The organism is Amycolatopsis sp. NPDC051716, from assembly GCF_040681595.1.
Lineage (GTDB): Bacteria > Actinomycetota > Actinomycetes > Mycobacteriales > Pseudonocardiaceae > Amycolatopsis.
Window position 1 is genome coordinate 36,538 of sequence record NZ_JBFAZA010000042.1, and the last position, 22,480, is coordinate 59,017.

Annotated in this window: 15 protein-coding genes; 12 read left to right on the forward strand and 3 right to left on the reverse strand. The window is 70.9% G+C overall.

Going from position 1 to position 22,480, the window contains the following annotated elements; all coding sequences use genetic code 11:
* The 10 genes from AB0M30_RS39980 (at position 1) to AB0M30_RS40025 (ending at position 15,886) form a co-directional block, all read left to right on the forward strand.
* Positions 1 to 1,047 (forward strand): ABC transporter permease, encoded by a 1,047-nt coding sequence (locus tag AB0M30_RS39980; RefSeq protein WP_364595606.1) that lies wholly within the window; start codon positions 1 to 3, stop codon positions 1,045 to 1,047.
* Positions 1,044 to 2,027, forward strand: coding sequence for a galactofuranose ABC transporter, permease protein YjfF (yjfF, locus tag AB0M30_RS39985; RefSeq protein WP_364595498.1), 984 nt, complete (start codon positions 1,044 to 1,046; stop codon positions 2,025 to 2,027). The genes AB0M30_RS39980 and yjfF overlap by 4 nt, the downstream gene beginning before the upstream one ends.
* 55 nt (positions 2,028 to 2,082) lie before the next feature.
* The gene (locus AB0M30_RS39990; RefSeq protein ID WP_364595501.1) at positions 2,083 to 5,907 is read left to right on the forward strand and encodes a LamG-like jellyroll fold domain-containing protein; all 3,825 of its coding nucleotides are present in this window, start codon (positions 2,083 to 2,085) and stop codon (positions 5,905 to 5,907) included.
* Positions 5,908 to 5,977: 70 nt separating this feature from the next.
* Entirely contained in the window at positions 5,978 to 7,627 is a 1,650-nt protein-coding gene (araB, locus tag AB0M30_RS39995; RefSeq protein WP_364595504.1) for a ribulokinase, read from the forward strand.
* Positions 7,627 to 8,304: an L-ribulose-5-phosphate 4-epimerase gene (locus AB0M30_RS40000; RefSeq protein WP_103339091.1), complete on the forward strand. Its 678-nt coding sequence runs from the start codon at positions 7,627 to 7,629 to the stop codon at positions 8,302 to 8,304. Before araB ends, AB0M30_RS40000 begins: the two co-directional genes overlap by 1 nt.
* Before the next feature lie 17 nt (positions 8,305 to 8,321).
* Positions 8,322 to 9,830 carry an L-arabinose isomerase gene (araA, locus tag AB0M30_RS40005; RefSeq protein WP_364595507.1) on the forward strand — a complete coding sequence of 503 codons (1,509 nt, stop codon included), beginning with the start codon at positions 8,322 to 8,324 and terminating at the stop codon, positions 9,828 to 9,830.
* Between the two features lie 32 nt (positions 9,831 to 9,862).
* Complete coding sequence (gene chvE, locus AB0M30_RS40010; protein WP_360185555.1) at positions 9,863 to 10,966, forward strand: multiple monosaccharide ABC transporter substrate-binding protein; 1,104 nt, start codon at positions 9,863 to 9,865, stop codon at positions 10,964 to 10,966.
* The gene (mmsA, locus tag AB0M30_RS40015) at positions 10,963 to 12,483 is read left to right on the forward strand and encodes a multiple monosaccharide ABC transporter ATP-binding protein (RefSeq protein ID WP_103339094.1); all 1,521 of its coding nucleotides are present in this window, start codon (positions 10,963 to 10,965) and stop codon (positions 12,481 to 12,483) included. Before chvE ends, mmsA begins: the two co-directional genes overlap by 4 nt.
* Positions 12,480 to 13,700: a multiple monosaccharide ABC transporter permease gene (gene mmsB, locus AB0M30_RS40020; protein WP_364595511.1), complete on the forward strand. Its 1,221-nt coding sequence runs from the start codon at positions 12,480 to 12,482 to the stop codon at positions 13,698 to 13,700. Before mmsA ends, mmsB begins: the two co-directional genes overlap by 4 nt.
* A 140-nt stretch (positions 13,701 to 13,840) precedes the next feature.
* The gene (locus AB0M30_RS40025; protein WP_364595514.1) at positions 13,841 to 15,886 is read left to right on the forward strand and encodes a glycoside hydrolase family 2 TIM barrel-domain containing protein; all 2,046 of its coding nucleotides are present in this window, start codon (positions 13,841 to 13,843) and stop codon (positions 15,884 to 15,886) included.
* A 42-nt stretch (positions 15,887 to 15,928) separates the two neighbouring features.
* Here AB0M30_RS40025 and AB0M30_RS40030 read toward each other — a convergent pair whose 3' ends face one another.
* Positions 15,929 to 17,374, reverse strand: coding sequence for a DUF1996 domain-containing protein (locus tag AB0M30_RS40030; RefSeq protein WP_364595517.1), 1,446 nt, complete (start codon positions 17,372 to 17,374; stop codon positions 15,929 to 15,931).
* 250 nt (positions 17,375 to 17,624) lie between these two features.
* Here AB0M30_RS40030 and AB0M30_RS40035 point away from each other — a divergent pair, with 250 nt between their 5' ends.
* Together AB0M30_RS40035 and AB0M30_RS40040 are read left to right on the forward strand one after the other, a co-directional pair.
* Positions 17,625 to 18,458, forward strand: coding sequence for a substrate-binding domain-containing protein (locus AB0M30_RS40035; protein WP_364595520.1), 834 nt, complete (start codon positions 17,625 to 17,627; stop codon positions 18,456 to 18,458).
* Positions 18,459 to 18,705: 247 nt separating this feature from the next.
* Positions 18,706 to 19,116: a VOC family protein gene (locus AB0M30_RS40040; RefSeq protein ID WP_364595523.1), complete on the forward strand. Its 411-nt coding sequence runs from the start codon at positions 18,706 to 18,708 to the stop codon at positions 19,114 to 19,116.
* 18 nt (positions 19,117 to 19,134) lie between these two features.
* On the opposite strand, the gene AB0M30_RS40045 is transcribed toward AB0M30_RS40040, so the two are convergent.
* Positions 19,135 to 20,358, reverse strand: coding sequence for a cytochrome P450 (locus AB0M30_RS40045; RefSeq protein WP_364595526.1), 1,224 nt, complete (start codon positions 20,356 to 20,358; stop codon positions 19,135 to 19,137).
* Positions 20,359 to 20,454: 96 nt separating this feature from the next.
* Positions 20,455 to 22,404, reverse strand: a complete 1,950-nt coding sequence (glpK, locus tag AB0M30_RS40050; protein WP_364595529.1) for a glycerol kinase GlpK — start codon at positions 22,402 to 22,404, stop codon at positions 20,455 to 20,457.
* Positions 22,405 to 22,480: the final 76 nt, after the last annotated feature.

Genomic DNA, 22,480 nt, shown 5'->3' on the forward strand with positions numbered 1-22,480 from the left:
TTGAAGGGATTGACGAAACACCGGCTGTTCTGGCCCGTGGTGGCCCTGCTGGTACTGCTGGTGGGCGACCTGATCGCGAGCCCGTCGTTCTTCAAGATCGAGCTGCGCGACGGGCACCTCTACGGGAACCTCGTCGACATCCTCAAGAACGGCGCCCCGCTGATCCTCATCGCGATCGGCATGACGCTGGTGATCGCCACCCGCGGCATCGACCTGTCGGTCGGCTCGGTCGTGGCGATCAGCGGCGCGCTCGCCTGCCTCTGGGTCAGCGACAACCCCGACGGCGCCGGCACCACGCTGATCGCGTTCGGCCTGGCGCTGGGCCTGTCCCTGGTGCTCGGGGTGTGGAACGGCTGGCTCGTCGCGGCACTGGGCATCCAGCCGATCATCGCCACGCTGATCCTCATGGTCGCCGGCCGGGGCATCGCGCAGCTGATCACCGACGGCCAGATCATCACCGTCAACTCCCACTCCTTCGAGTGGATCGGCAGCGGGTTCCTGTTCACCCTGCCCGGCGCCATCCTCATCGCGCTGGCGGTGTTCGTGCTCGCGTCGGTGCTCGTCCGCCGGTCCGCGCTCGGCCTGCTGGTCGAGGCCGTCGGCGGCAACCCCGAAGCCAGCCGGCTGGCCGGGCTCCGCTCGGCGCGGCTGACCTGGCTCGTCTACGTCTTCTGCGCGCTGTGCGCGGGCATCGCCGGGCTGATGATCAGCGCGAACGTGCACAGCGCCGACGGCAACCACGCCGGCCTGTTCATCGAACTCGACGCGATCCTCGCCGTCGTGGTCGGCGGCACCCAGCTGACCGGCGGCCGGTTCTCCCTCGGCGGCTCGGTGATCGGCGCGCTCCTCATCCAGACGCTCACCACCACCGTCTACGCCCTCGGCATCCCGCCCGAGGCGATCATGCTGTTCAAGGCCCTGGTCGTGCTGGCGGTGTGCCTCCTGCAGTCGCCGGCCTTCCGCCGGAAGCTCCGGCGCCGCCGGACGCACCGGCCGGGCCTGCCGGCCGCCACGCCCGCTCCCGAGAAGGTGGAGGTCACGGCATGACCACGCTCGCCCGCGTCAAGGGCTACCGGCCGCAGCAGCGGCACCTGCCGATCCTCGCGACGATGGCGCTGCTCATCGGTGCGTACATCTTCGGCGCGTCGAGCTACGAGGCGTTCGGCTCGGGGCAGGTCATCCTCGACCTGTTCATCAACAACGCCTTCCTGCTCGTGGTCGCCGTCGGCATGACGTTCGTGATCCTCACCGGCGGCATCGACCTGTCCGTCGGGTCGGTGGTCGCGCTGTCCACGGTGATCTCCGGCGACCTGATGCAGAAGCACGGCTGGCCGGCGTACGCGGCGATCGCCGTGGTGCTGGTCGTCGGCGCGGTGCTGGGCGCCGGGATGGGCGCGCTGATCCACTTCTTCGAGATCCAGCCGTTCATCGCGACGCTGATCGGGATGTTCTTCGCCCGCGGCCTCTGCTACACGATCACCACCGAGGCCTACTCGATCGACAACGCGACGATCGCCACCCTGGCCCAGACGCAGATCCCGCTCGGCGGCGAGCTGCACATCTCGATCAGCGTGGTGGTCTCCCTGCTGGTCGTCGCCGCCGCGGCCTACGTCCTGGCGTTCACCCGGTTCGGGCGCACGGTGTACTCGATCGGGGGCAACGCCCAGTCCGCGATGCTGATGGGGCTCAAGACCGGCCGCACCAAGATCGCGGTCTACACGATCAGCGGGGTCTGCTCGGCGCTCGGCGGGCTGCTGCTGGTGCTCTACAAGTCCTCGGGCGACCCGCTCAACGGCGTCGGCCTGGAGCTGACGGCGATCGCCGCGGTCGTCATCGGCGGCACCATCCTCACCGGTGGTTCCGGCTACGTGCTCGGGACGGTGCTGGGGATCATGGTGCTCGGCATCATCCAGACCCTGATCACCTTCGACGGCACCCTCAACTCCTGGTGGACCTCGATCATCACCGGGGCCCTGCTGTTCGTCTTCATCGTCCTGCAACGCCTCGTCACCAGACGGACCCGCTGACACCCGGTCCGCCGCCCGGGTGGACCATGTGAGCGCTCACACTCAAGGGAGAGCAATGCTCCGCAGACTGCGGCGGCCCATGGCCGTGCTCGCCGCCCTGGCGCTGTGCGCCGGCGTTCCGGTGGCGGTGGCTCCGGCCGCCTCGGCGGACGCCGACCCGGCACTGGCCGGGCACTGGGCGTTCGACGACGGCAGCGGCACGACCGCGGCCGACACGGCGGGCAGCCACCCGGCGACGCTGGCCGGGGGAGCGGGCTGGGGGCCGGGCATCCGCGGCGGCGCCCTGACGACCGATGGCGCGAACGGTTTCGCCGACGCCGGGGCGCCGGTGCTCGACACGACCAAGAGCTTCTCCGTGAGCAGCTGGGTGAAGCTGGACAAGACGGCCGGCTTCCAGACGTTCGTCAGCGTCGACGGCTCCCAGGTGAGCAACTTCTTCCTGCAGTTCCGCGACGACTCCCGCCGGTTCGCCTTCACGCGCCTGGCCGGGGACGCCCCGGCCGACGGCGTCGTCGCCTCGGCGAACTTCGACCCCGTCGCGGGCCAGTGGTACCAGCTGGCCGGCGTGTACGACGCGAGCGCGTCGACGCTGTCGCTCTACGTCGACGGCACCCGGCAGGCCACCGTCGCCGCGCCCACCGCGTGGGCGGGCACCGGGCACCTGGTGATCGGCCGCGGCAAGTACGGCGGCAACCCGGTGGACTTCGTCGACGGCACGATCGACGACGTCCGCGCCTACTCGGGCGCCCTGACCGCGGCCGCCGCGGCGCGCCTGGCCATCGCCGGGCACTGGGGCCTCGACGAGGGCACCGGCACGACCACGGCGGACGACTCCCTCGACGCGCGCACCGCCACCCTCACCGGCGGCGCGGCCTGGGGCGACAGCGTCGTCGGTCCGCACGGCGTCGCGCTGAACGGCACCGACGCCGCGGTCGACGTCCCGGCTCCGGTCGTGGACACCGCGCAGAGCTTCTCGGTGTCGGCGTGGGTCAAGCCCACCGCGGCCGCCGGCTTCCGGACCGCCGTGAGCGTCGACGGCTCGACGATCAGCGGCTTCTACCTCCAGCGCGCCGCGGACGGCCGGTTCGCCTTCGCCCGCCGCGCGGCCGACGGTGACTCCGCCGCGTCCTCGGCGGTGTCCACGCTGCCCGCGCAGGCCGGCCAGTGGCAGCACCTCGTGGGTGTCTACAACCGGGCGGCCGGCACGCTTTCCCTCTACGTCAACGGAACCCTCCAGCAGAGCGTCCCGTTCACGACGCCGTGGACCGCGGCCGGGCACCTGGAGATCGGCCGCGGCAAGTGGGCCGGGAACCCGGTCGACTGGTTCGCCGGCGGCGTCGACGACGTGCGCGCGTACCCGACGCCCTTGACCGCGTCCGCCGTCGCCGCGCTGGCCGCGAGCGGCTCGTGGCACTTCGACGAGGGCACCGGCACGGTCGCCCGCGACGCCTCGGCGAACGCCGCCGACGGCACGCTGAAGGGCGCCACCTGGACCGCCGGAGCGGCCGGCAAGGCCGTCCAGCTCGACGGCAAGTCCACTGTGGACATGGGCACCTCGCCCGCGTTCGACACCGGCACCGGCTCGCTGTCGCTGGCCGCGTGGTTCCGCACCACCGCGGCGGGCACCCTGGCCGACCACGGCGACGGTTACGCGCTCGGCGTCACCGGCGGCAAGCTCACCGCCCGCGTCGGCACGATCCAGGTGACCACGAACGGCGGCGGGCTCGCCGACGGGAACTGGCACCACGCCGCCCTCGTCCTCGACCGCGCCTCCCAGCGGCTCACCGTCTACGCCGACGGCGACGCGGCCGCGGTCACCAGCACGTGCGGCACGCCCACCGGCACGACCCTCGACGTCTCCGCCTGCCCGGCTTCGGGCACCGCGGCGGCGCCGTTCACCGTCGGCGCCGGGTTCACCGGTGCCGTCGACGAGGTCGAGCTGCGCCGCTTCCCGCTCACCGCGGACCGGATCGGCACCCTCGCCGGGGCGAACCAGCTCGCCGTCGACGCCAACGTCGTCCGCGCCAACACCCGGCCGACCACCTACGGCTCGATCCTCGAAGACATCAGCCACTCCGTCGAAGGCGGCCTCTACGCCGAGCTCGTCCGCAACCGCACCTTCAAAGAGGGCTACCAGCCCGGCAGCGGCGCGGGCGACACCCCGGTGCCGTACTGGTCGCTGGTCACCTCGGCGGGCGCGGCCGGTGCCTACTCGGCCGACACCGCGAACCCGCTGAACACCGCGCTCGACCGCTCGCTCAAGCTGCACGCCGACGCGGTCCCGGCCGCGGGCCGGGTGGCCGCCGCGAACGTCGGCTTCTACGGTGTCGCCGCGAAGCCGTCCACCAAGTACACCGGCAGCCTCTTCGCCAAGGGGACGTGGACCGGCGGCGTCCGGGTCAGCCTGGAGAAGCCGGACGGCACCGTGCTGGCGAGCAAGGACCTCCAGCCGGTCGGCCCGGCCTGGGCGCAGCAGAGCTTCAGCTTCACCACGCCGTCGACGATCACCGCGTCCACCGACAACCGGATCGTCGTGTCCCTGGTCAACAAGGGCAAGAAGGCGCTGAGCGGGGACGCCTGGTTCCAGCAGGTGTCGGTGTTCCCGCCGACCTTCAAGAACCGGCCCAACGGCGTCCGCGCCGACCTCGGGCAGAAGCTCGCGGCGATGAAGCTCGGCCTGTTCCGCGTCCCCGGCGGCAACTACCTCGAGGGCAACACGCTCGACACCCGGTTCGCGTGGAAGAACACCATCGGCCCGCTCGAGCAGCGGCCCGGCCACCAGAACACCGCGTGGGGCTACTGGTCCACCGACGGCTTCGGCATCCTCGACTACCTCAAGCTCGCCGAGGACATCGGCGCCCAGCCGCTGCTCGCGCTGTTCGCCGGCTACACCCTCAACGGCCAGCACGTCAGCCAGGCCGACTACCCGCAGTACGTCCAGGAAGCCCTCGACGAGATCGAGTACGCCATCGGCGACAGCTCGACGACCTGGGGCGCCAAGCGGATCGCCGACGGGCACGCGGCGCCGTTCGACCTGCACTACGTCGAGGTCGGCAACGAGGACTGGTTCGACACCTCCGGCAGCTACGCCTGGCGCTTCACCGACCTGAACAACGCCATCAAGGCGAAGTACCCGCAGCTGACCGTCATCGCCACCACCGGCGGCCTGCAGGGCGGGGCCGCGTCGAGCACGTCGACCGGGGTGCGCCCGGACGCCGCGGACGACCACTACTACCAGTCGCCGCAGTGGTTCACCGACAACTCGACCCGCTACGACACCGCCGACCGCAGCGGCCCGGACATCCTCGTCGGCGAGTACGGCGCCCAGGACGGCCGGCCCACCGGCACCCTGGCCGCCGCCATCGGCGAGGCCGCGTTCCTCACCGGGCTCGAACGCAACAGCGACGTCGTCATCGGCTCGATGTACGCGCCGGTGCTGGTGCACGAGAACCAGCCCAACTGGCCGGTCAACCTGATCGGGCTCGACGCCGGCAGCAGCTACGGTTCGCCGTCGTACTGGGTGCAGCAGATGTTCTCCAGCACCCTCGGCAAGCAGATCGTCACCAGCCGCCTCAACCAGGGCAGCCCCCTGCGGCAGGTGGTCAACGTGACCACGAAGAGCGGAAGGAAGACCTTCACGGTCAAACTCGTCAACCCGACTCCGCAGGTGCAGACCGCACGGCTGGCGCTCACCGGCGTCACCGCCGTCGACGGCACCGGCACGCTCACCACGCTCACCGGCGATCCGGCGGGGCGCAACAGCCTCGCCGCGCCGACCGCCATCGTGCCGCAGACCAGGGAGATCACCGGCCTGGCCGCGACGTCGAAGCTGACGTTGCCGGCCAACTCCGTGACGACGCTGGTCCTCACCGGCCGCTAAGACCCCGGGACGCGGCGCGTTCACCGCCGCCCGCGCCGCGTCCCGGTCACCAACCAGGAGGGAAGACACCGTGGGAGAACCACTCACCGTCGGCGTCGACTTCGGCACGCTGTCGGGCCGCGCGGTGGTCGTGCGCGTGGCTGACGGGGCCGAACTCGGCTCCGGCGTCTTCGAGTACCCGCACGGGGTGCTCGACGAGACGCTGCCCGCCACGGGCCGCGAGTTGCCGCCGGAATGGGCGCTGCAGGTGCCGGCGGACTACGTCGGGGTGCTGCGCAACGCCGTCCCGGCGGCGCTGCGGGACGCCGGCGTCGACGCGGCCGACGTCGTCGGCATCGCCACCGACTTCACCGCGTGCACGATGGTGCCGACGACCGCGGACGGGACGCCGCTGTGCGAACTGCCCGAGTTCGAGGGCAACCCGCACGCGTACGTGAAGCTCTGGAAGCACCACTCGGCGCAGCCGCAGGCCGTGCGGATCAACGACCTGGCCCGCGCCCGCGGCGAGAAGTGGCTCCCGCGCTACGGCGGGCTGATCTCCTCGGAGTGGGAGTTCGCCAAGGCCCTGGAGCTGTTCGAAGAGGCGCCCGAGGTCTACGCCGCGATGCGGCACTGGGTGGAGGCGGCCGACTGGATCGTCTGGCAGCTCGCCGGCACCTACGTCCGCAACGCCTGCACGGCCGGCTACAAGGGCATCCTGCAGGACGGCCAGTACCCCAGCCGCGACTTCCTCCGCGAGCTCGCCCCCGGCTTCGAGTCCTTCGTGGCCGACAAGCTGGAGCACCCGCTGGGCCAGCTGGGCTCCCGCGCCGGATCGCTGACCGCGGAAGCCGCGGCCTGGACCGGGCTGCCCGAAGGCATCGCGGTCGCCGTCGGCAACGTCGACGCGCACGTCACCGCGCCCGCCGCCCAGGCCGTCGAGCCCGGGCAGATGGTGGCGATCATGGGCACCTCGACCTGCCACGTGATGAACGGCGCCGAGCTGCGCGAGGTCCCCGGCATGTGCGGGGTCGTCGAAGGCGGCATCGTGGCCGGGCTCTGGGGGTACGAGGCCGGCCAGAGCGGCGTCGGCGACATCTTCGGCTGGTTCGTCGAGCACGGCGTCCCGGCGTCCTCCGAAGGGCACGAGCACCTCACCCGCCTCGCCGCCCAGCAGGAGATCGGCGAACACGGCCTGATCGCGCTGGACTGGCACAGCGGCAACCGGTCGGTGCTGGTCGACCACGAGCTCTCCGGCGTCATCGTCGGGCAGACGCTCGCCACTCGTCCCCAGGACACCTACCGCGCCCTGCTGGAGGCCACCGCCTTCGGCACCCGGAAGATCATCGAGACGTTCAACGCCGCCGGCGTCCCGGTCACCGAGCTGATCATCGCGGGCGGGCTGACGAAGAACGCGCTGCTGATGCAGATCTACGCCGACGTCACCAACCTCCCGCTGTCGGTCATCGGCTCGGCGCAGGGACCCGCGCTCGGGTCGGCCATCCACGCGGCCGTCGCCGCCGGGGCCCACGCGGACATCCGCGAGGCCGCCGCCGCGATGGGCTCGGTCGAGCGCGCGGTGTACCGGCCGGTGCCCGCGCACGTCGTCGCCTACGACGAGCTGTACGCCGAATACACGCAGCTGCACGACTACTTCGGCCGGGGCGGCAACGATGTCATGCACCGCCTGGCCGCCCGCCGCCGGGCCGTTTCGAAGGCCGTCGCGAAAGGACAGTCCTGATGTCGCTGACCGGTGAAGTGCTCGACACCGTCACCGAACTCCGGGAGACGGTCGCGAAGCTGCACGGCGAGCTGACCCGCAACGAGCTGGTCGTCTGGACCGCGGGCAACGTCTCGGCGCGCGTCCCCGACCGGGACCTGCTGGTCATCAAGCCGTCGGGGGTGTCCTACGACGACCTGTCCGCCGACACCATGGTCGTCACCGACCTGCACGGCGAGCTCGTCGAAGGCGAGCTCGCGCCCTCGTCGGACACCGCCGCGCACGCGTACGTCTACCGGCACATGCCGGAGATCGGCGGCGTCGTGCACACCCACTCGACCTACGCCACGGCGTGGGCGGCCCGCGGCGAGCCGATCCCGTGCGTGCTGACGATGATCGCCGACGAGTTCGGCGGGGAGATCCCGGTCGGGCCGTTCGCCCTGATCGGCGACGACTCCATCGGCCGCGGCATCGTCGAAACGCTTCGCTCGAGCCGCTCGCGCGCGGTGCTGATGCGCAACCACGGCCCGTTCACCGTCGGCCGCACCGCCCGCGCCGCGGTCAAGGCCGCGGTGCTGGTCGAAGAGGTGGCCCGCACCGTCCACAAGGCCTTCGAGCTCGGCACGCCCGAACCCCTCCCGCCCGAGGACGTCGACCGGCTCTACGCCCGGTACCAGAACGTCTACGGCCAGCACTGATCTTCCCAAGGAGAACGATGACTTCGGCATCGAAACCCCAGCTCTGGTTCCTCACCGGCAGCCAGGCCCTCTACGGCGAGGAGACCCTCGAGCAGGTCGCCGGCCAGTCGCTGCGCATCCAGCAACTGCTCGCCTCCTCCGGCTCGCTCCCGGCCGAGATCGTCGGCAAGCCGGTGCTGACCGAGGCCTCCTCGATCCGCCGCGTGCTGCAGGAGGCCAACGCCGACGCCGCCTGCGTCGGCGTGATCGCGTGGATGCACACCTTCTCGCCCGCGAAGATGTGGATCACCGGGCTCGACGCCCTGCGCAAGCCGCTGCTGCACCTGCACACGCAGCTCAACGAGGCGCTCCCGTGGTCCACCATCGACATGGACTTCATGAACCTCAACCAGGCCGCGCACGGCGACCGGGAGTTCGGGTTCATCCAGACCCGCCTCGGCGTGCCGCGCAAGACGGTGGCCGGGCACGTGTCCGACCCGGCCGTCGTCGCGCGGATCGACGCGTGGGCGCGGGCCGCGATCGGCGCCGACCACCTGCGGAACCTGCGGCTGGCCCGGTTCGGCGACAACATGCGCGACGTCGCCGTCACCGAAGGCGACAAGGTCGAGGCCGAACTGCGGTTCGGCGTCTCGGTCAACACCTACGGCGTCAACGACCTCGTGGAACTCGTGGACGCGGTGTCCGAAAAGGGCACCGTGGACGCACTGGTGCAGCGGTACGCCGAGGAATACAACGTTGTGCCGGAGCTGGCGGCCGGGGGAGCGCGGCACGAGTCGCTGCAGTACGCCGCCCGCATCGAAGCCGGGATGCGCAAGTTCCTCACCGACGGCGGGTTCGGCGCGTTCACCACGAACTTCGAGGACCTCGGCGGCCTGCGGCAGCTGCCCGGCCTCGCGGTGCAGCGCCTGATGGCCGACGGCTACGGCTTCGGCGGCGAGGGCGACTGGAAGACCTCGGCGCTGCTGGCCGCGGTCAAGGCGATGGGCGTCGGGAAGACCCTCGGCACGTCGTTCATGGAGGACTACACCTACCACTTCGGGCCCGGGAAGCCGAAGATCCTCGGCGCCCACATGCTGGAGGTCTGCCCGACCATCGCCGCCGCCAAGCCGTCCTGCGAGATCCACGCGCTGGGCATCGGCGGCCGCGAGGACCCGGTCCGGCTCGTGTTCGACGCCGCACCCGGCCCCGGTGTCGTCCTCGGCCTGGTCGACCTCGGCGACCGGTTCCGGCTGGTGGCCAACGAGATCGACGTCGTCGCGCCGGACGAGCCGCTGCCCAACCTGCCGGTCGCCCGGGCGGTCTGGGAGCCGGCGCCGTCGCTGGCGACGTCCGCGGAGTCGTGGATCACCGCGGGCGGCCCGCACCACACCGTGCTCACCCAGGCCGTGGGCACCGAGACCCTGCGCGACTTCGCGAACCTGCTCGGCGTCGAGCTCCTGGTCATCGACAAGGACACGACCCCGCACGACTTCGCCGACCGCATCCGGTGGAACCAGGCCTACCACCGGCTCGCCCAGGGTTTCTGAGGCACAAGCTTCTGAGAAAGGAAGAAAGAACGATGAAGTTCACCAGAGGAATCGCGGCGATCGCTGTCGCGGGGCTCACGCTCACGCTGTCGGCGTGCGGCTCGAGCCAGAAGACCGCGGACCAGACGGCCGCGCCCGGCGCCAGCGCCGAGGGCAGCCTGGTCGGCGTCACCATGCCGACGAAGTCGTCGGAGCGCTGGATCCACGACGGCGACAACATCAAGTCGGCGCTGGAGAAGCTCGGCTACAAGGTCGACCTGCAGTACGCCGAGAACGACATCCCCACCCAGGTGAACCAGATCGAGAACCAGATCACCAAGGGCGCCAAGCTCCTGGTCATCGCCTCGATCGACGGCACCGCCATCACCACCCAGCTGCAGGAAGCGGCCGACAAGAAGATCCCGGTCATCGCCTACGACCGGCTGATCCGCAATTCACCGAACGTCGACTACTACGCCACCTTCGACAACTTCAAGGTCGGCGTCGAGCAGGCGAACTCGCTGGTCAAGGGCCTGGGTGACGGCGCCGGTCCGTTCAACATCGAGCTGTTCGCCGGTTCCCCGGACGACAACAACGCGACCTTCTTCTTCAACGGCGCGATGTCCGTCCTCAAGCCCCTGATGGACAGCGGCAAGCTGGTCGTCAAGAGCGGCCAGACCGACTTCGCCCGCGCGGCCATCCTGCGCTGGGACCCGGCCACCGCGCAGCGGCGCATGGAAGACCTGCTCACCAAGACCTACACCGGTGGCGCGAAGGTCCAGGGCGTGCTCTCGCCGTACGACGGCCTGTCGATCGGCATCCTGTCGGCGCTGAAGAGCAACGGCTACGGCACCGGCGGCCAGGCCTACCCGATCGTGACCGGGCAGGACGCCGAGGTCGCCTCGGTCAAGTCCATCATCGCCGGTGAGCAGTACTCGACGATCTTCAAGGACACCCGCAAGCTCGCCGACACCACCGTCAAGATGGCCGACGCGGTGCTCAAGGGCGGCAAGCCCGAGGTCAACAACACCAAGGACTACGACAACGGCAAGAAGGTCGTCCCGTCCTACCTGCTGCAGCCGGTCACCGTGGACAAGGCCAACTACGAGAAGGAACTCGTCGAGTCGGGCTACTACACGGCAGGTCAGCTGAAATGACCGAACTGCTCGGCATGCGCGGGATCACCAAGACCTTCCCCGGGGTCAAGGCGCTGTCGGACGTCACTCTTTCCGTGCGCCGCGGGGAAATCCACGCGATCTGCGGGGAGAACGGCGCCGGGAAGTCCACCCTGATGAAGGTGCTCTCGGGCGTCTACCCCCACGGGACGTACGACGGCGAGATCACCTTCGACGGGCAGCGGTGCGAGTTCGGGTCGGTGCGCGACAGCGAACGGCGCGGGATCGTGATCATCCACCAGGAACTCGCGCTGTGCGGCCAGTTGTCGATCGCGGAGAACATCTTCCTCGGCAACGAACAGCAGAAGCGGGGCTGGATCGACTGGAACCGCACCAACCACGAGGCCGGCGCGCTGCTCAAGCGCGTCGGCCTCGCCGAAAACGCCACGCGGGCGGTGCAGGAACTCGGTGTCGGCAAGCAGCAGCTCGTCGAGATCGCCAAGGCACTGTCCAAAGAGGTCAAGCTGCTGATCCTCGACGAGCCCACCGCGGCGCTCAACGACGACGACTCGGCCCACCTGCTCGAGCTGCTGCGCGGGCTGCGGGACGAGGGCGTCACGTGCGTGATCATCTCGCACAAGCTCGGCGAGGTGACGGCGATCGCCGACACCGTCACGATCCTGCGTGACGGCAAGACGATCGAAACGCTCGACGCGGCGGGGCTGACGGAAGAGCGCATCATCACCGGGATGGTCGGCCGTGACCTCGAGCACCGGTTCCCGCCACGGGAGCCGGAGATCGGCGAAGAGGTGCTGCGGATCGAGGACTGGACCGTGCACAGCCCCACCCAGGCCGGGCGGGTCGTCGTCGACCACGCGTCGCTTTCGCTGCGGCGCGGGGAGATCGTCGGCCTCGCCGGGCTGATGGGCGCGGGCCGGACCGAACTCGCGATGAGCGTGTTCGGCCGGTCCTGGGGCAAGGACATCTCCGGCCGGATCCTCAAGCACGGCCAGGAGATCGAGGTCCGGTCGGTGCAGGAGGCCGTCCGGCACGGCATCGCCTACGCCACCGAGGACCGGAAGCGCTACGGGCTCAACCTGATCGAGGACATCCAGCGCAACGTGTCCGCGGCCGGGCTGGGCAAGCTGGCCAAGCGCGGCTGGGTCAACGAGCACGCCGAGCACGACACCGCCAACCGATACCGCCGTGACCTGCGGATCAAGGCACCGAGCGTGCAGAGCGTGACCGGGAAGCTCTCCGGCGGCAACCAGCAGAAGGTCGTGCTGGCGAAGTGGATCTTCACCGATCCGGACGTGCTGATCCTGGACGAGCCGACCCGCGGCATCGACGTGGGCGCGAAGTTCGAGATCTACACGATCATCAACGAGCTGGCCGCCCAGGGGAAGGCCGTCCTGGTCATCTCTTCCGAGCTGCCGGAGCTGCTCGGGCTCTGCGACCGGATCTACGCGCTGTCGGCGGGCCGGATCACCGGCGAGGCCAGGCGCGAAGAAGCCACTCAGGAACTGCTGATGCAGTACATGACTAAGGAACGGGAATGACCACGACCGAAGCGCGGCCCGCCGTGCCCCCGGTTGAGCGCTCCAAGCGGAGGATCTCGATCAACCCGCGCCAGAGCGGCATCTACGTCGCGTTCGCGCTGATCGTGGTGCTGTTCGAGGTGCTCACCGGTGGCGCGCTGCTGGAGCCGCAGAACATCTCCAACATCATCGTGCAGAACAGCTACGTGCTGATCCTCGCGATCGGGATGATCCTGGTGATCATCTCCGGGCACATCGACCTGTCCGCCGGATCGGTCGTCGCGATGACCGGCGCGGTGTCGGCGGTGCTGATGGTGAACTCGCACGTGCCGTGGTTCCTGGCCGTGCTGATCACCCTCGTCGTCGGCGCGGCGATCGGCGCGTGGCAGGGCTACTGGGTCGCCTACTTCGGCATCCCGGCGTTCATCGTGACGCTCGCCGGCATGCTGGCGTTCCGGGCGCTGACCCTGACGGTGCTGGGCAACCAGGGCATCGGCCCGTTCCCGGACGCGATCCGCACGCTGTCGAACGGCTTCACCTCCGGCTACCTGGGCAACATCGGCCTCGGCCCGCTCGGCGGCGCCGACCTGGTGTCGGTGCTCGCCGGCGTCGCCGCGGTGGCCGGGATCGTGTTCACGCAGTGGCGGAAGCGGGCCGGGCGGATGGGCTACGGCCAGGACGTCGACCCGTTCCCGGTATTCGTGCTCAAGATCGCCGGGATCGCGGTGCTGGTGCTCGCGCTGGTCGTGCAGCTGGCGCGGTTCAAGAACCTGCCGTGGGTGCTCATCCTGCTGGCGGTGCTGGTGCTCGGCTACTCGCTGGTGGCCGGGAAGTCGGTGTTCGGCCGGCACATCTACGCCGTGGGCGGCAACCTGCAGGCCGCGACGCTCTCGGGCGTCAAGGTCAAGCAGGTGACCTTCTGGATCTTCGTCAACATGGGCGTGCTGGCCGCGCTGGCCGGCATCATCTTCGCCGGCCGGCTCAACCAGGCGGGCCCGACGGCGGGCGTCAACTTCGAGCTCGACGCGATCGCGGCGGCGTTCATCGGCGGCGCGGCCGTCCAGGGCGGCGTCGGCAAGGTGGTCGGCGCGATCACCGGTGGCCTGATCATGGCGGTGATCAACAACGGCATGTCCCTGATCGGCGCCCCGAGCGAGCGGGTGATGCTGGTCAAGGGTGTCGTGCTGCTGGCCGCGGTGGCCTACGACATCTGGACGAAGCGGCGCGCGGCTTCCTGAGCCGGTGTCGTTCGAGGGGGCCTTTCCCGGGTGCGGGGGAGGCCCCCTCTTCGTGTGGGTGAATACCTTCGTCGGAAGGCGTTTTCGAAGTCCTCGAACCGCATTGACCCGCGGCCGGGCGGGCTGTGACAGTCCCGGGCATGCGCCGGCTCGTCTTCGCCCTGATCGCCCTGCTGCTGTGCGGCTTCTGCGTTCCGGCCGCGGTGGCGGCACCCGGGCGCGCCCGCACCGAGACCGTGCTGGCGACCGGCTGGCGGTTCCACCTCGGCGACGTCGCGGGCGCCGCGGCTCCCGATTTCGACGACTCGTCCTGGACCCCGGTTTCCCTGCCCCACACCTGGAACGCGGCCGACGGCTCCGACGGCGGCGGCGACTACCGCCGCGACGTCGGGTGGTACCGGACCCGGGTGGCCGTCCCGGCCGGGGACCGGCGGGTGTTCCTGCAGTTCGACGGCGCGAACCTGGTCACCGACGTCTACGTCGGCGGCCGCCGCGCCGGCCGCCACGAAGGCGGCTACTCCGGCTTCCGGTTCGACATCACCGGGCTCGCCCGCCCCGGGCAAACCGTTCCCGTGGCGGTGGCGGTCGACAACCGGAAGACCGCGGACGTGGCCCCGCTCGACGGCGACTTCACCCTGTTCGGCGGCCTCTACCGCGATGTCCGGCTGATCACCACGGACCCGGTGCACGTCGACGCGCTCGACTACGGCGGGCCGGGTGTCACCGTGCGGCAGAAAGCGCTCACCGCGGCGGCGGCCGACCTCTCGGTGACCACCCGGGTCAGCAACGACACCGCGGTGACCCGGCGGATTCCGGTCCGGACCCTGGTCCGGGACGCCGCGCGCCGCGTGGTGGCGGTCTCGGCGGGTGCGGTGACCGTGGAGCCCGGCCGGACGGTCCCGGTGACCACTGCGCTGCGCGTCATCCGGCCGCACCGGTGGAACGGCGTGCGGGACCCCTACCTGTACTCGGTCACCGCGGAGGCGGGCGGGGACGCGGTGACCGTCCCGCTGGGACTGCGCACCTTCGCCGCCGATCCGGACCGCGGCTTCTTCCTCAACGGCGTCCCGTACCCGCTGCACGGGGTGAACACCCAGCTGCCCAGCCGCCCGGACCGCGGCGCCGCGGTGCCGGACGCCGACATCGACGCCGACTACCGCCTGATCGCCGAGCTGGGCGCGAACGCCCTCCGGATGGCCCACTACCAGCACTCGCCCCGCGAGTACGAGCTCGCCGACCGGCTGGGCCTGGTCGTGTGGACGGAGGTGCCGCTGGTCGGCTTCGTCACCGATTCCCCGGCGTTCACGGCGAACGCTTCGGCCCAGGCGCACGAGCTGGTCCGGCAGAACGCGAACCACCCGTCGGTGGCGATGTGGGGCCTGGGCAACGAGCAGTACGTCTCCAGCCCGGCCGCCAACGCCGTGCTCGCCGCGGTCCAGGACGTCTTCCGCGCCGACGACCCGGACCGGCTCACGACCTACGCGCACTGCTGCCTGTCCGACGCCGACGCCCTGGCCGGGCACGCGGACCTGACCGGCTACAACCGCTACTACGGCTGGTACCTGCCGGGCGCGGACAACCTGGGGAAGTGGGCGGACGAGCTGCACCGGGCCGATCCGGCGCGCCGGATCTCGGTCTCCGAGTACGGGGCCGGTGCGAGCGTCCGGCAGCACGAGCAGCACCCCGTCCCGCCGGTCCCCGGCGGGCATTGGCACCCGGAGGAGTACCAGGCGGAGGTGGCCGAGGCGTCGTGGCGGGCGATCGAGGCCCGGCCCTACCTGTGGGGGAGCTTCGTCTGGGTGATGTTCGACTTCGCCTCGGACGGCCGCAACGAGGGTGATCGCCCCGGGATCAACGACAAGGGGCTGGTCACCGACGACCGGGTGACCCGGAAGGACGCCTACTACTGGTACCAGGCCAACTGGTCGGACCGGCCCGTCTTGCACATCACTTCGGCCCGCGACACCGTCCGGACGACCGCCACCACCGACGTCAAGGTCTACGCCGGCACCGCGCCGGTGAGCCTGTCGGTCAACGGCGTCCCGCTCGGCACCCGGGTGCCGAGCGGCCACATCGCCGTCTGGGCCGGCGTCACCCTGCGGCCGGGCCCCAACGTCGTCCGGGCGGTGTCCTTCGAGGACGGCCACCCGCACACCGACACGGTGACCTGGACCCGGCAGCCGTGAACGGCTCTTCGGGGAATGCTCCCCGAAGAGCCGTCCAGCGGGTCACTGCGAACAGCGTTTGCCGGTGTTGATGCAGTTGACGACCTGGTTCATCAGGCGCTGGCCCATGACGTTGGCGAAGTCGTCGTGGTCCGAGCGGGGGTTGTGCTTCTCCTGCGCGAACGCGTCCACTTTGTACTGGCCCTTGACCTGGATGTCGTGCGGGATGTTGTAGACCAGCTTGATCACCAGCTGCGGCACGTTCTGGAAACCCTTGGGGCACTTGCCCTGCTGGTCGGCGAACACGATGTGCGTGCGGTGGTTGGCGCTGTCGATGTTCTTGCCGTCCCAGCAGTTCGGGAAGGCGTGGATGCGCTCGACCTTGCTGTTCTGCGGGCAGATCGGGTAGTGGTCGGTGAGCCGGTCCTCGAAGCCGGTGCAGGTCCAGCTGGGCCGGGCGTTGGCCGGGCCGTTGGTGCTCTGCTTGGCGTCGCCGTAGAGGATGCGGAGGAACTGCGGCATCGCGACGACCTTGCTCGCGCCGCCGCTGGTGAACGTGATCGTCGCCGACTGGACGCGCTGGATCTCGCCGTCGTTGTCGCCGACCTCGTTCTTGTCGTTGACGCCGGGCAGTTCCGCGGGCTGGCCGTTGCTGTTCTGGCCGCCGTTGTCGATCCCGCCCTTGCCGTTCTGCTTGAGCGCGCACTGCGCGAGCCCGCCGAGGTTGGTCGGCTTCGCGGCCCGGCGGCCGATCGCGATGGCGATCCGGTCGATGGTGGCCGCGCGCTTGTCCTTGAGCGGCCCGACCACGGCGTTCTGGATGTCCTGCGGGGTCTTGAGATCGCCGTTCGCGATCCGCTTGTTGGCCTCGTCGATCTGCGTGTCGAGCAGGTCGAGGTTGCGGTTGACCTCGTCCATCGCCTGGTCCGGGACGTCGGGCAGCTTGCTCGCGACGTCGGGGCAGTCGACCTGGGTGCTCGCCTTGTCCTTGGCGCTGCCTGCCCGGTCGGGCTGCGTGGCGGGCGGGTTCTTCTCGGCGTCGCCGGTGTCGATGCGGACGACGGGCCAGAAGTAGGCCGACTTGTCACCGTTCTTGCAGGTGGTGCCCGCCTTCACCAGGCTCTTGTTGTTCGAGTCGGCGTTGGTGGAGAGGTTGCCGACGTAGTCGTGCAGGTGCTGGGCACCGTTTTTGATGCCGGGCTGGGCGATGAAGTTGTCGGGGTTGAAGTGCTGGTTCTCGTTGCGGCCGCAGTCCACGGTGAACGTGCCGCGGGCGCCCTTCTGCTGCAGCGCCTTGTTCACGTTGACCCCCGATGGGACCTTCGCGATGTCGAGGAAGAACGACGGGTCGGCCTCGTCGGCGCTGGCCTCGCCGGTGCGGCCGGCGGTGGTCGCGACGACGATGCCGCCGACGGCCAGCGCGAGCGCCAGGCCACCGGTCGCGATCTTCGTGCGGCGGGTGATGCGATGTCTGCCCGTGGCGGGGGTGCGGGAAGTATTCCGGGCCATGTTCACCTCGTTCGGTTTTTCCGGGCACGCTGAAGAGAGCCTGCGTGTCCGGGCTGGAGACGCGCGGAACCCGGGGAGTGGCACCGGGTCGCGGGTATCGGGGGACCCGCCCGGTGTCACTGGTTCCGGCATTGGGGGGAACGGCCGCGGAACGGGGCCGGTTCAAGCGGCGATTCCGCCGTTACCGTTTCGTTATTTATGGAAGGTGAACGAAGTTCACGTCTGTCGGTGTGATCGCTAACATCTACGCATGCCCGTGGACGACGCAGGTCCCGACGGCCCGCTCCGCGCGCGGGCTCTCCAGCGGCGGGGCACGCTCGGGGTGATCGCGACCGGGGCGTCGGCGTCGGGCCCGGTGTTGCACGGCCTGCGCGCGGCCGCCCGCGAGCAGGGCTACGTGCTGAGCGTCTTCAGCGTCTCGGTCAACAGCGGCGCGGCGGTGCTGGCCGCGGTGGCCGGCCTGCAGCTGCAGGGGGTGGCCGGGATCGTGGTGCTCGACGGGCACCTCCTCGCCGAGCTGGCTCCGGTCGCCGGCATCCCGCTGGTGCCCGCGGCGTCCACCGACCAGTACGCGGGGGCGCGCCAGGCCACCGAGCACCTCCTGCAACTCGGCCACCCGACGGTCTGGCACCTCGGCGGCCCGGAGGAAGGACCGGTGGCCCGCGCCCGCGAACGCGGCTGGCGCGAGACCCTCGAACGCCACGGAGCGGAGGTCCCGCCGGTGGTCCGCGGCGACTGGTCCGCCCGTTCGGGTTTCCGCGCCGGCCAGTCCCTGGCGGTCGAATCCGGGGTGGGCGCGGTGTTTTCGGCGAACGACCACATGGCACTGGGGCTGGTGGCGGCGTTCGCGCAGGCGGGTATGCGAGTCCCGCGCGACGCCCACGTGGTCGGCTTCGACGACGTCCCCGAGGCGGCGTACTTCGCCCCGCCGTTGACGACGGTCCGCCAGGATTACCTGGCGGCGGGCCGCCACACGCTGGCCACCCTGGCGGCGCGCATCGACGGCGTGGCGGTGCCGGCGTGGGGAACGGTCGAGGCCGAGCTGGTGGTGCGGGAGAGCAGCCGCTGCCTCAAGGGCGTTTAGCGCGCGTGCTCACCAGGGACAGCGGTTCGATCTGCGGCCGGGGAAACGATGTTGCCCTCGCCCGCGGTGATCACTAAGGTCGGTCGCGTGACTGCCGGGTCGGCCTCGAGCCATGCACGAGTGGGTTTCCCGGCCTCGGCGTGAGCCCGAGGCGGGCCAGAGGCCCGCCGTCTTCTCCGCGTCTTCAGCTCCCGGCGCCCGCGTACGGCGTCTTTCACACGGATCCCAAGACCGGAGACACCCCCTGATGTCCTACCACCAGCCATACCCCCCTGCCGGCGTCCAGCTGAACCACACGGCTGTCTACGCGAGCGACCGTTCCCTGTCCGCCGAATTCATCGCCGCGATCCTGGGCCTGGAAGTCGGCGCGCCGTTCGGGCCGTTCCTGCCGGTCGACCTCGGCAACGGCGTGACGCTCGACTACTACGAGAAGAGGGACGAGCCGATCCAGGCGCAGCACTACGCCTTCCTCGTGCCCGACGAGCGGTTCGACGCCGTGATCGTCCGTCTGGCGGCGGTCGGGGTCACCTACTACGCGGACCCTCGCCACACCGAACCCGGCCGGGTGAACGATCTGTTCGGTGGGCGCGGCGCCTACTTCGACGACCCGGACGGCCACAACATGGAGGTCATGACCCGGCCTTACGTCCGTCCGTAGCGCATGACAGGGCAGTGCTCACCGGGTCAGCGGCAGGGCGGCCATCCCGCGGAGTGCCGGGTTGGGACGGCGCCGCACCTCGCCTTCGATCCGCAGCGCCGGAAACCGCTTTCCCAGCTGTTCGAGCAGCACGGTCATCTCGAGGCGCGCCAAGGCCGCGCCGAGGCACAGGTGCAGGCCGTGCCCGAAGAACAGGCCGCGGCCGCCGTCGCGGGTGATGTCGAAGCGGTCCGGGTCCGCGAAGCGCGCGGGGTCCCGGTTCGCCGCGCCGGCGAGGAGCACGACCATGTCCCCCGCCGGGATCTCGCGGCCGTCGAGCACCGCCGGGCGGGCGGCCGCGCGCTGGCTCATCTGGGCGGCGCCGTCCCACCGCAGCACCTCCTCGGCCGCGCCGGCCGCCAGCCCGGGATCGCCGGCGAGCAGGGCGAACTGCTCCGGGTGGGTCAGCAGTGCGTGGATGCCGTTGCCCAGCGCGCCGGCGGTGGTCTCGTAGCCGCCGCCGAACAACACGAGGAGGGAGTTGAGCACCTCCTCCTCCGACATCAGCTCCGCCTCGGCGGTGGGCCGGGCCAGCAGCGCGGACGTCAGGTCGGCACGCGGTTCCTTCCGCCGCAGCGCGATCAGCTCCGTGAAGTAAGCCCGGAATTCGACGGCGGCGGCGTCGACCTCGGCGCGGAGCTCGGCCGGCATCGCGGGGTTGACCTGCCGGCCGATCAGGTCGGTGAGGCGGCGAAGCCGATCGTGGTCGGCTTCGGGCACGCCGACCAGGTCACCGATCACGGCCATCCCGAGCGGGTAGAGGACCGTGCCGACGAACTCCGCCGCGGCCCCGTCCGCCGTGGCGTCGGCGAAGCCGTCCAGCACCCGGTCGGTGGCCCGGCGGACGGCGGGCTCAAGTTCCTGGACGCGCCGGACGGTGAAGTCGCGGACGAGCAGGCGGCGCTCGCGCGTGTGCTCCGGCGGGTTCTTCCACGGCAGGAGCGCGGCCAGCAACGTCATCGCGGGATTGTCGCGCCAGCCCGGCCGGTGCCGGTCGCGCCACTGGGCGTCGAGGACCCGGAAGTTCTCGCCGTCGGCGAGCACCTGCTGGCAGTCCGCGAACCGGCTGAGCACCCAGCCGTCGAAGACTTCGCTGCGGAAGACCGGTGCCTCCGCCCGGAGCCGCGCGTAGACCGGGTACGGATCGGCGAGCCCGGCCGGGGTGGACAGGGACAGCAAGGCCTGGTCGGCGGCTGCGGACACGAGTGCTCCCTCCAGTGGCGAATCGGTGCCCGCAGTCTTCTCCCGGGCGCCCGTGCCGGAGGAGGGTTCGGGCCCGGCTTCACCCGGATGGCAGTGTCAGAGCTTCAGCCGGGCGCCCAGGCCGCGGATGTGTTCCGCCGCACCGCAGTCCAGGTCGAGCTGGCGGCGGCGTTCGGCGACGAACGCCCGGCCCAGCCCCGTCCGGTCCGAAGTGGACATACTCCGGCGCAGTTCGTTCAGCAGCCCGCGTTCCTCGCCGCGGACGTGCGCGTCCACGGCGTTCTCCAGGCGCAGCAACGCCTTCTCGAAGTCGTCGCCCTCGAGGACGGCCAGCAGGTCGTCGGCGAACGGTTCGCCCGGCGCGGCCGGGCGGACGATCCGCTCGGTCGCCGTGGTGTGGGCGACCAGCAACGCCGCCAGCTCCGCCACCAGCGCGGGCCGGTCGGCTTCGGAGTTGCGCAGGTCGCGCAGCAGCTGCTCGAACCGGCGGTGGTCGGCCAGCAGCACCTCGACCAGGTCCGAACCGGGCGCCGCCGCGGCCGGGGCCGGGCGCATCCAGCCGAACGTCAGCTCCACCGCCTGGCGCCAGTGCGCGTACTCGGAGTCGCGGCGGGCCGGGTCCATCGCCGGCAGCCACTGGCCGGCCCGGTGCCAGTTGCGCCGCAAGCCTTCGAGATCCGGCCAGTACCCGACGGACAGCCCCGCCGCGTAAGCCGCGCCGAGCGAGACCGTCTCCGCCACCATCGGACGCACCACCGGCACGTCGAGGACGTCGGCGATGCACTGCATCAGCAGGTTGTCCGCGGTCATCCCGCCGTCGACCTTCAACGTCGAAAGCGCGAGCCCGGAGTCGGCGTTCATCGCGTCGACGACCTCGCGGGTCTGCCAGCCGGTCGCCTCCAGCACCGCCCGCGCCAGGTGGCCCTTCGTGATGTACGACGTCAGCCCGGCGATCACCCCGCGCGCCTCGCTGTGCCAGTGCGGCGCGAACAGGCCGGAGAACGCGGGCACGATGTAGCAGCCGCCGTTGTCCTCGACCGTCCTGGCGAGCGTCTCGATCTCGGGCGCGCTGCCGATCAGCTCCAGGCCGTCCCGGAACCACTGCACCAGCGACCCGGTGACGGCGATCGAGCCTTCGAGGGCGTACACCGCGGGCTCGTCGCCGATCTTGAACCCGACGGTGGTGAGCATGCCGTGGGTCGACAGCACCGGCGTCGGGCCGGTGTTGAGCAGCAGGAAGCTGCCGGTGCCGTAGGTGCACTTGGCTTCGCCGGGCGCGAAGCAGGTCTGGCCGAACAGCGCCGCCTGCTGGTCGCCGAGCGCCGCGGCGATCCGGATGCCGGGGACGACCCGCGAAGTGGTGCCGTAGACCTCGGTCGAGGACCGGATCTCCGGCAGCATCGCGCGCGGGACGTCGAAGAACTCGAGGAGCTCGTCGTCCCAGTTGAGCGTGCGCAGGTTCATCAGCATGGTGCGCGAGGCGTTGGTGACGTCGGTGACGTGCACGCCGCCCTCGGCGCCGCCGGTGAGGTTCCAGATCAGCCAGCTCTCGATGGTGCCGAAGAGGACGTCCCCGCGTTCGGCGCGCTCGCGCAGCCCGGGGGTGCGTTCGAGCAGCCAGCGGATGCGCGGCGCGGAGAAGTACGTGGCCAGGGGCAGGCCGCACAGCTGCCGCACACGCTCGGCGCCGGGTTCGCGGGCGAGCTGTTCGAGCATGGCGTCGGTGCGGGTGTCCTGCCAGACGATCGCCCGCCCGACGGGGTTGCCGGTGCGCCGGTCCCACAGGACGGTGGTTTCGCGCTGGTTGGCGATCCCGAGCCCGACGACCTGCCCGGCGGTCGCCCCGGCGTCCGCGAGCGCCTGCGGGACGATCCGCGAGAGGTTCCGCCAGATCTCGGTCGCGTCGTGCTCGACCCAGCCGGGCCGGGGGAAGTGCTGCTGGTGTTCGCGCTGGACGACCGAGACGAGCCGGCCGCGGGCGTCGAACAGGATGCACCGGGTGGAGGTGGTGCCCTGGTCGATGGACATCACGTACCGCTGGACCACGTGCTCACCGCCCTTCTGCCCGTCCCCGGGTGCCGCGAATGACTCATTCGGGACCTCCGAGGTCCCGAATGAGTCA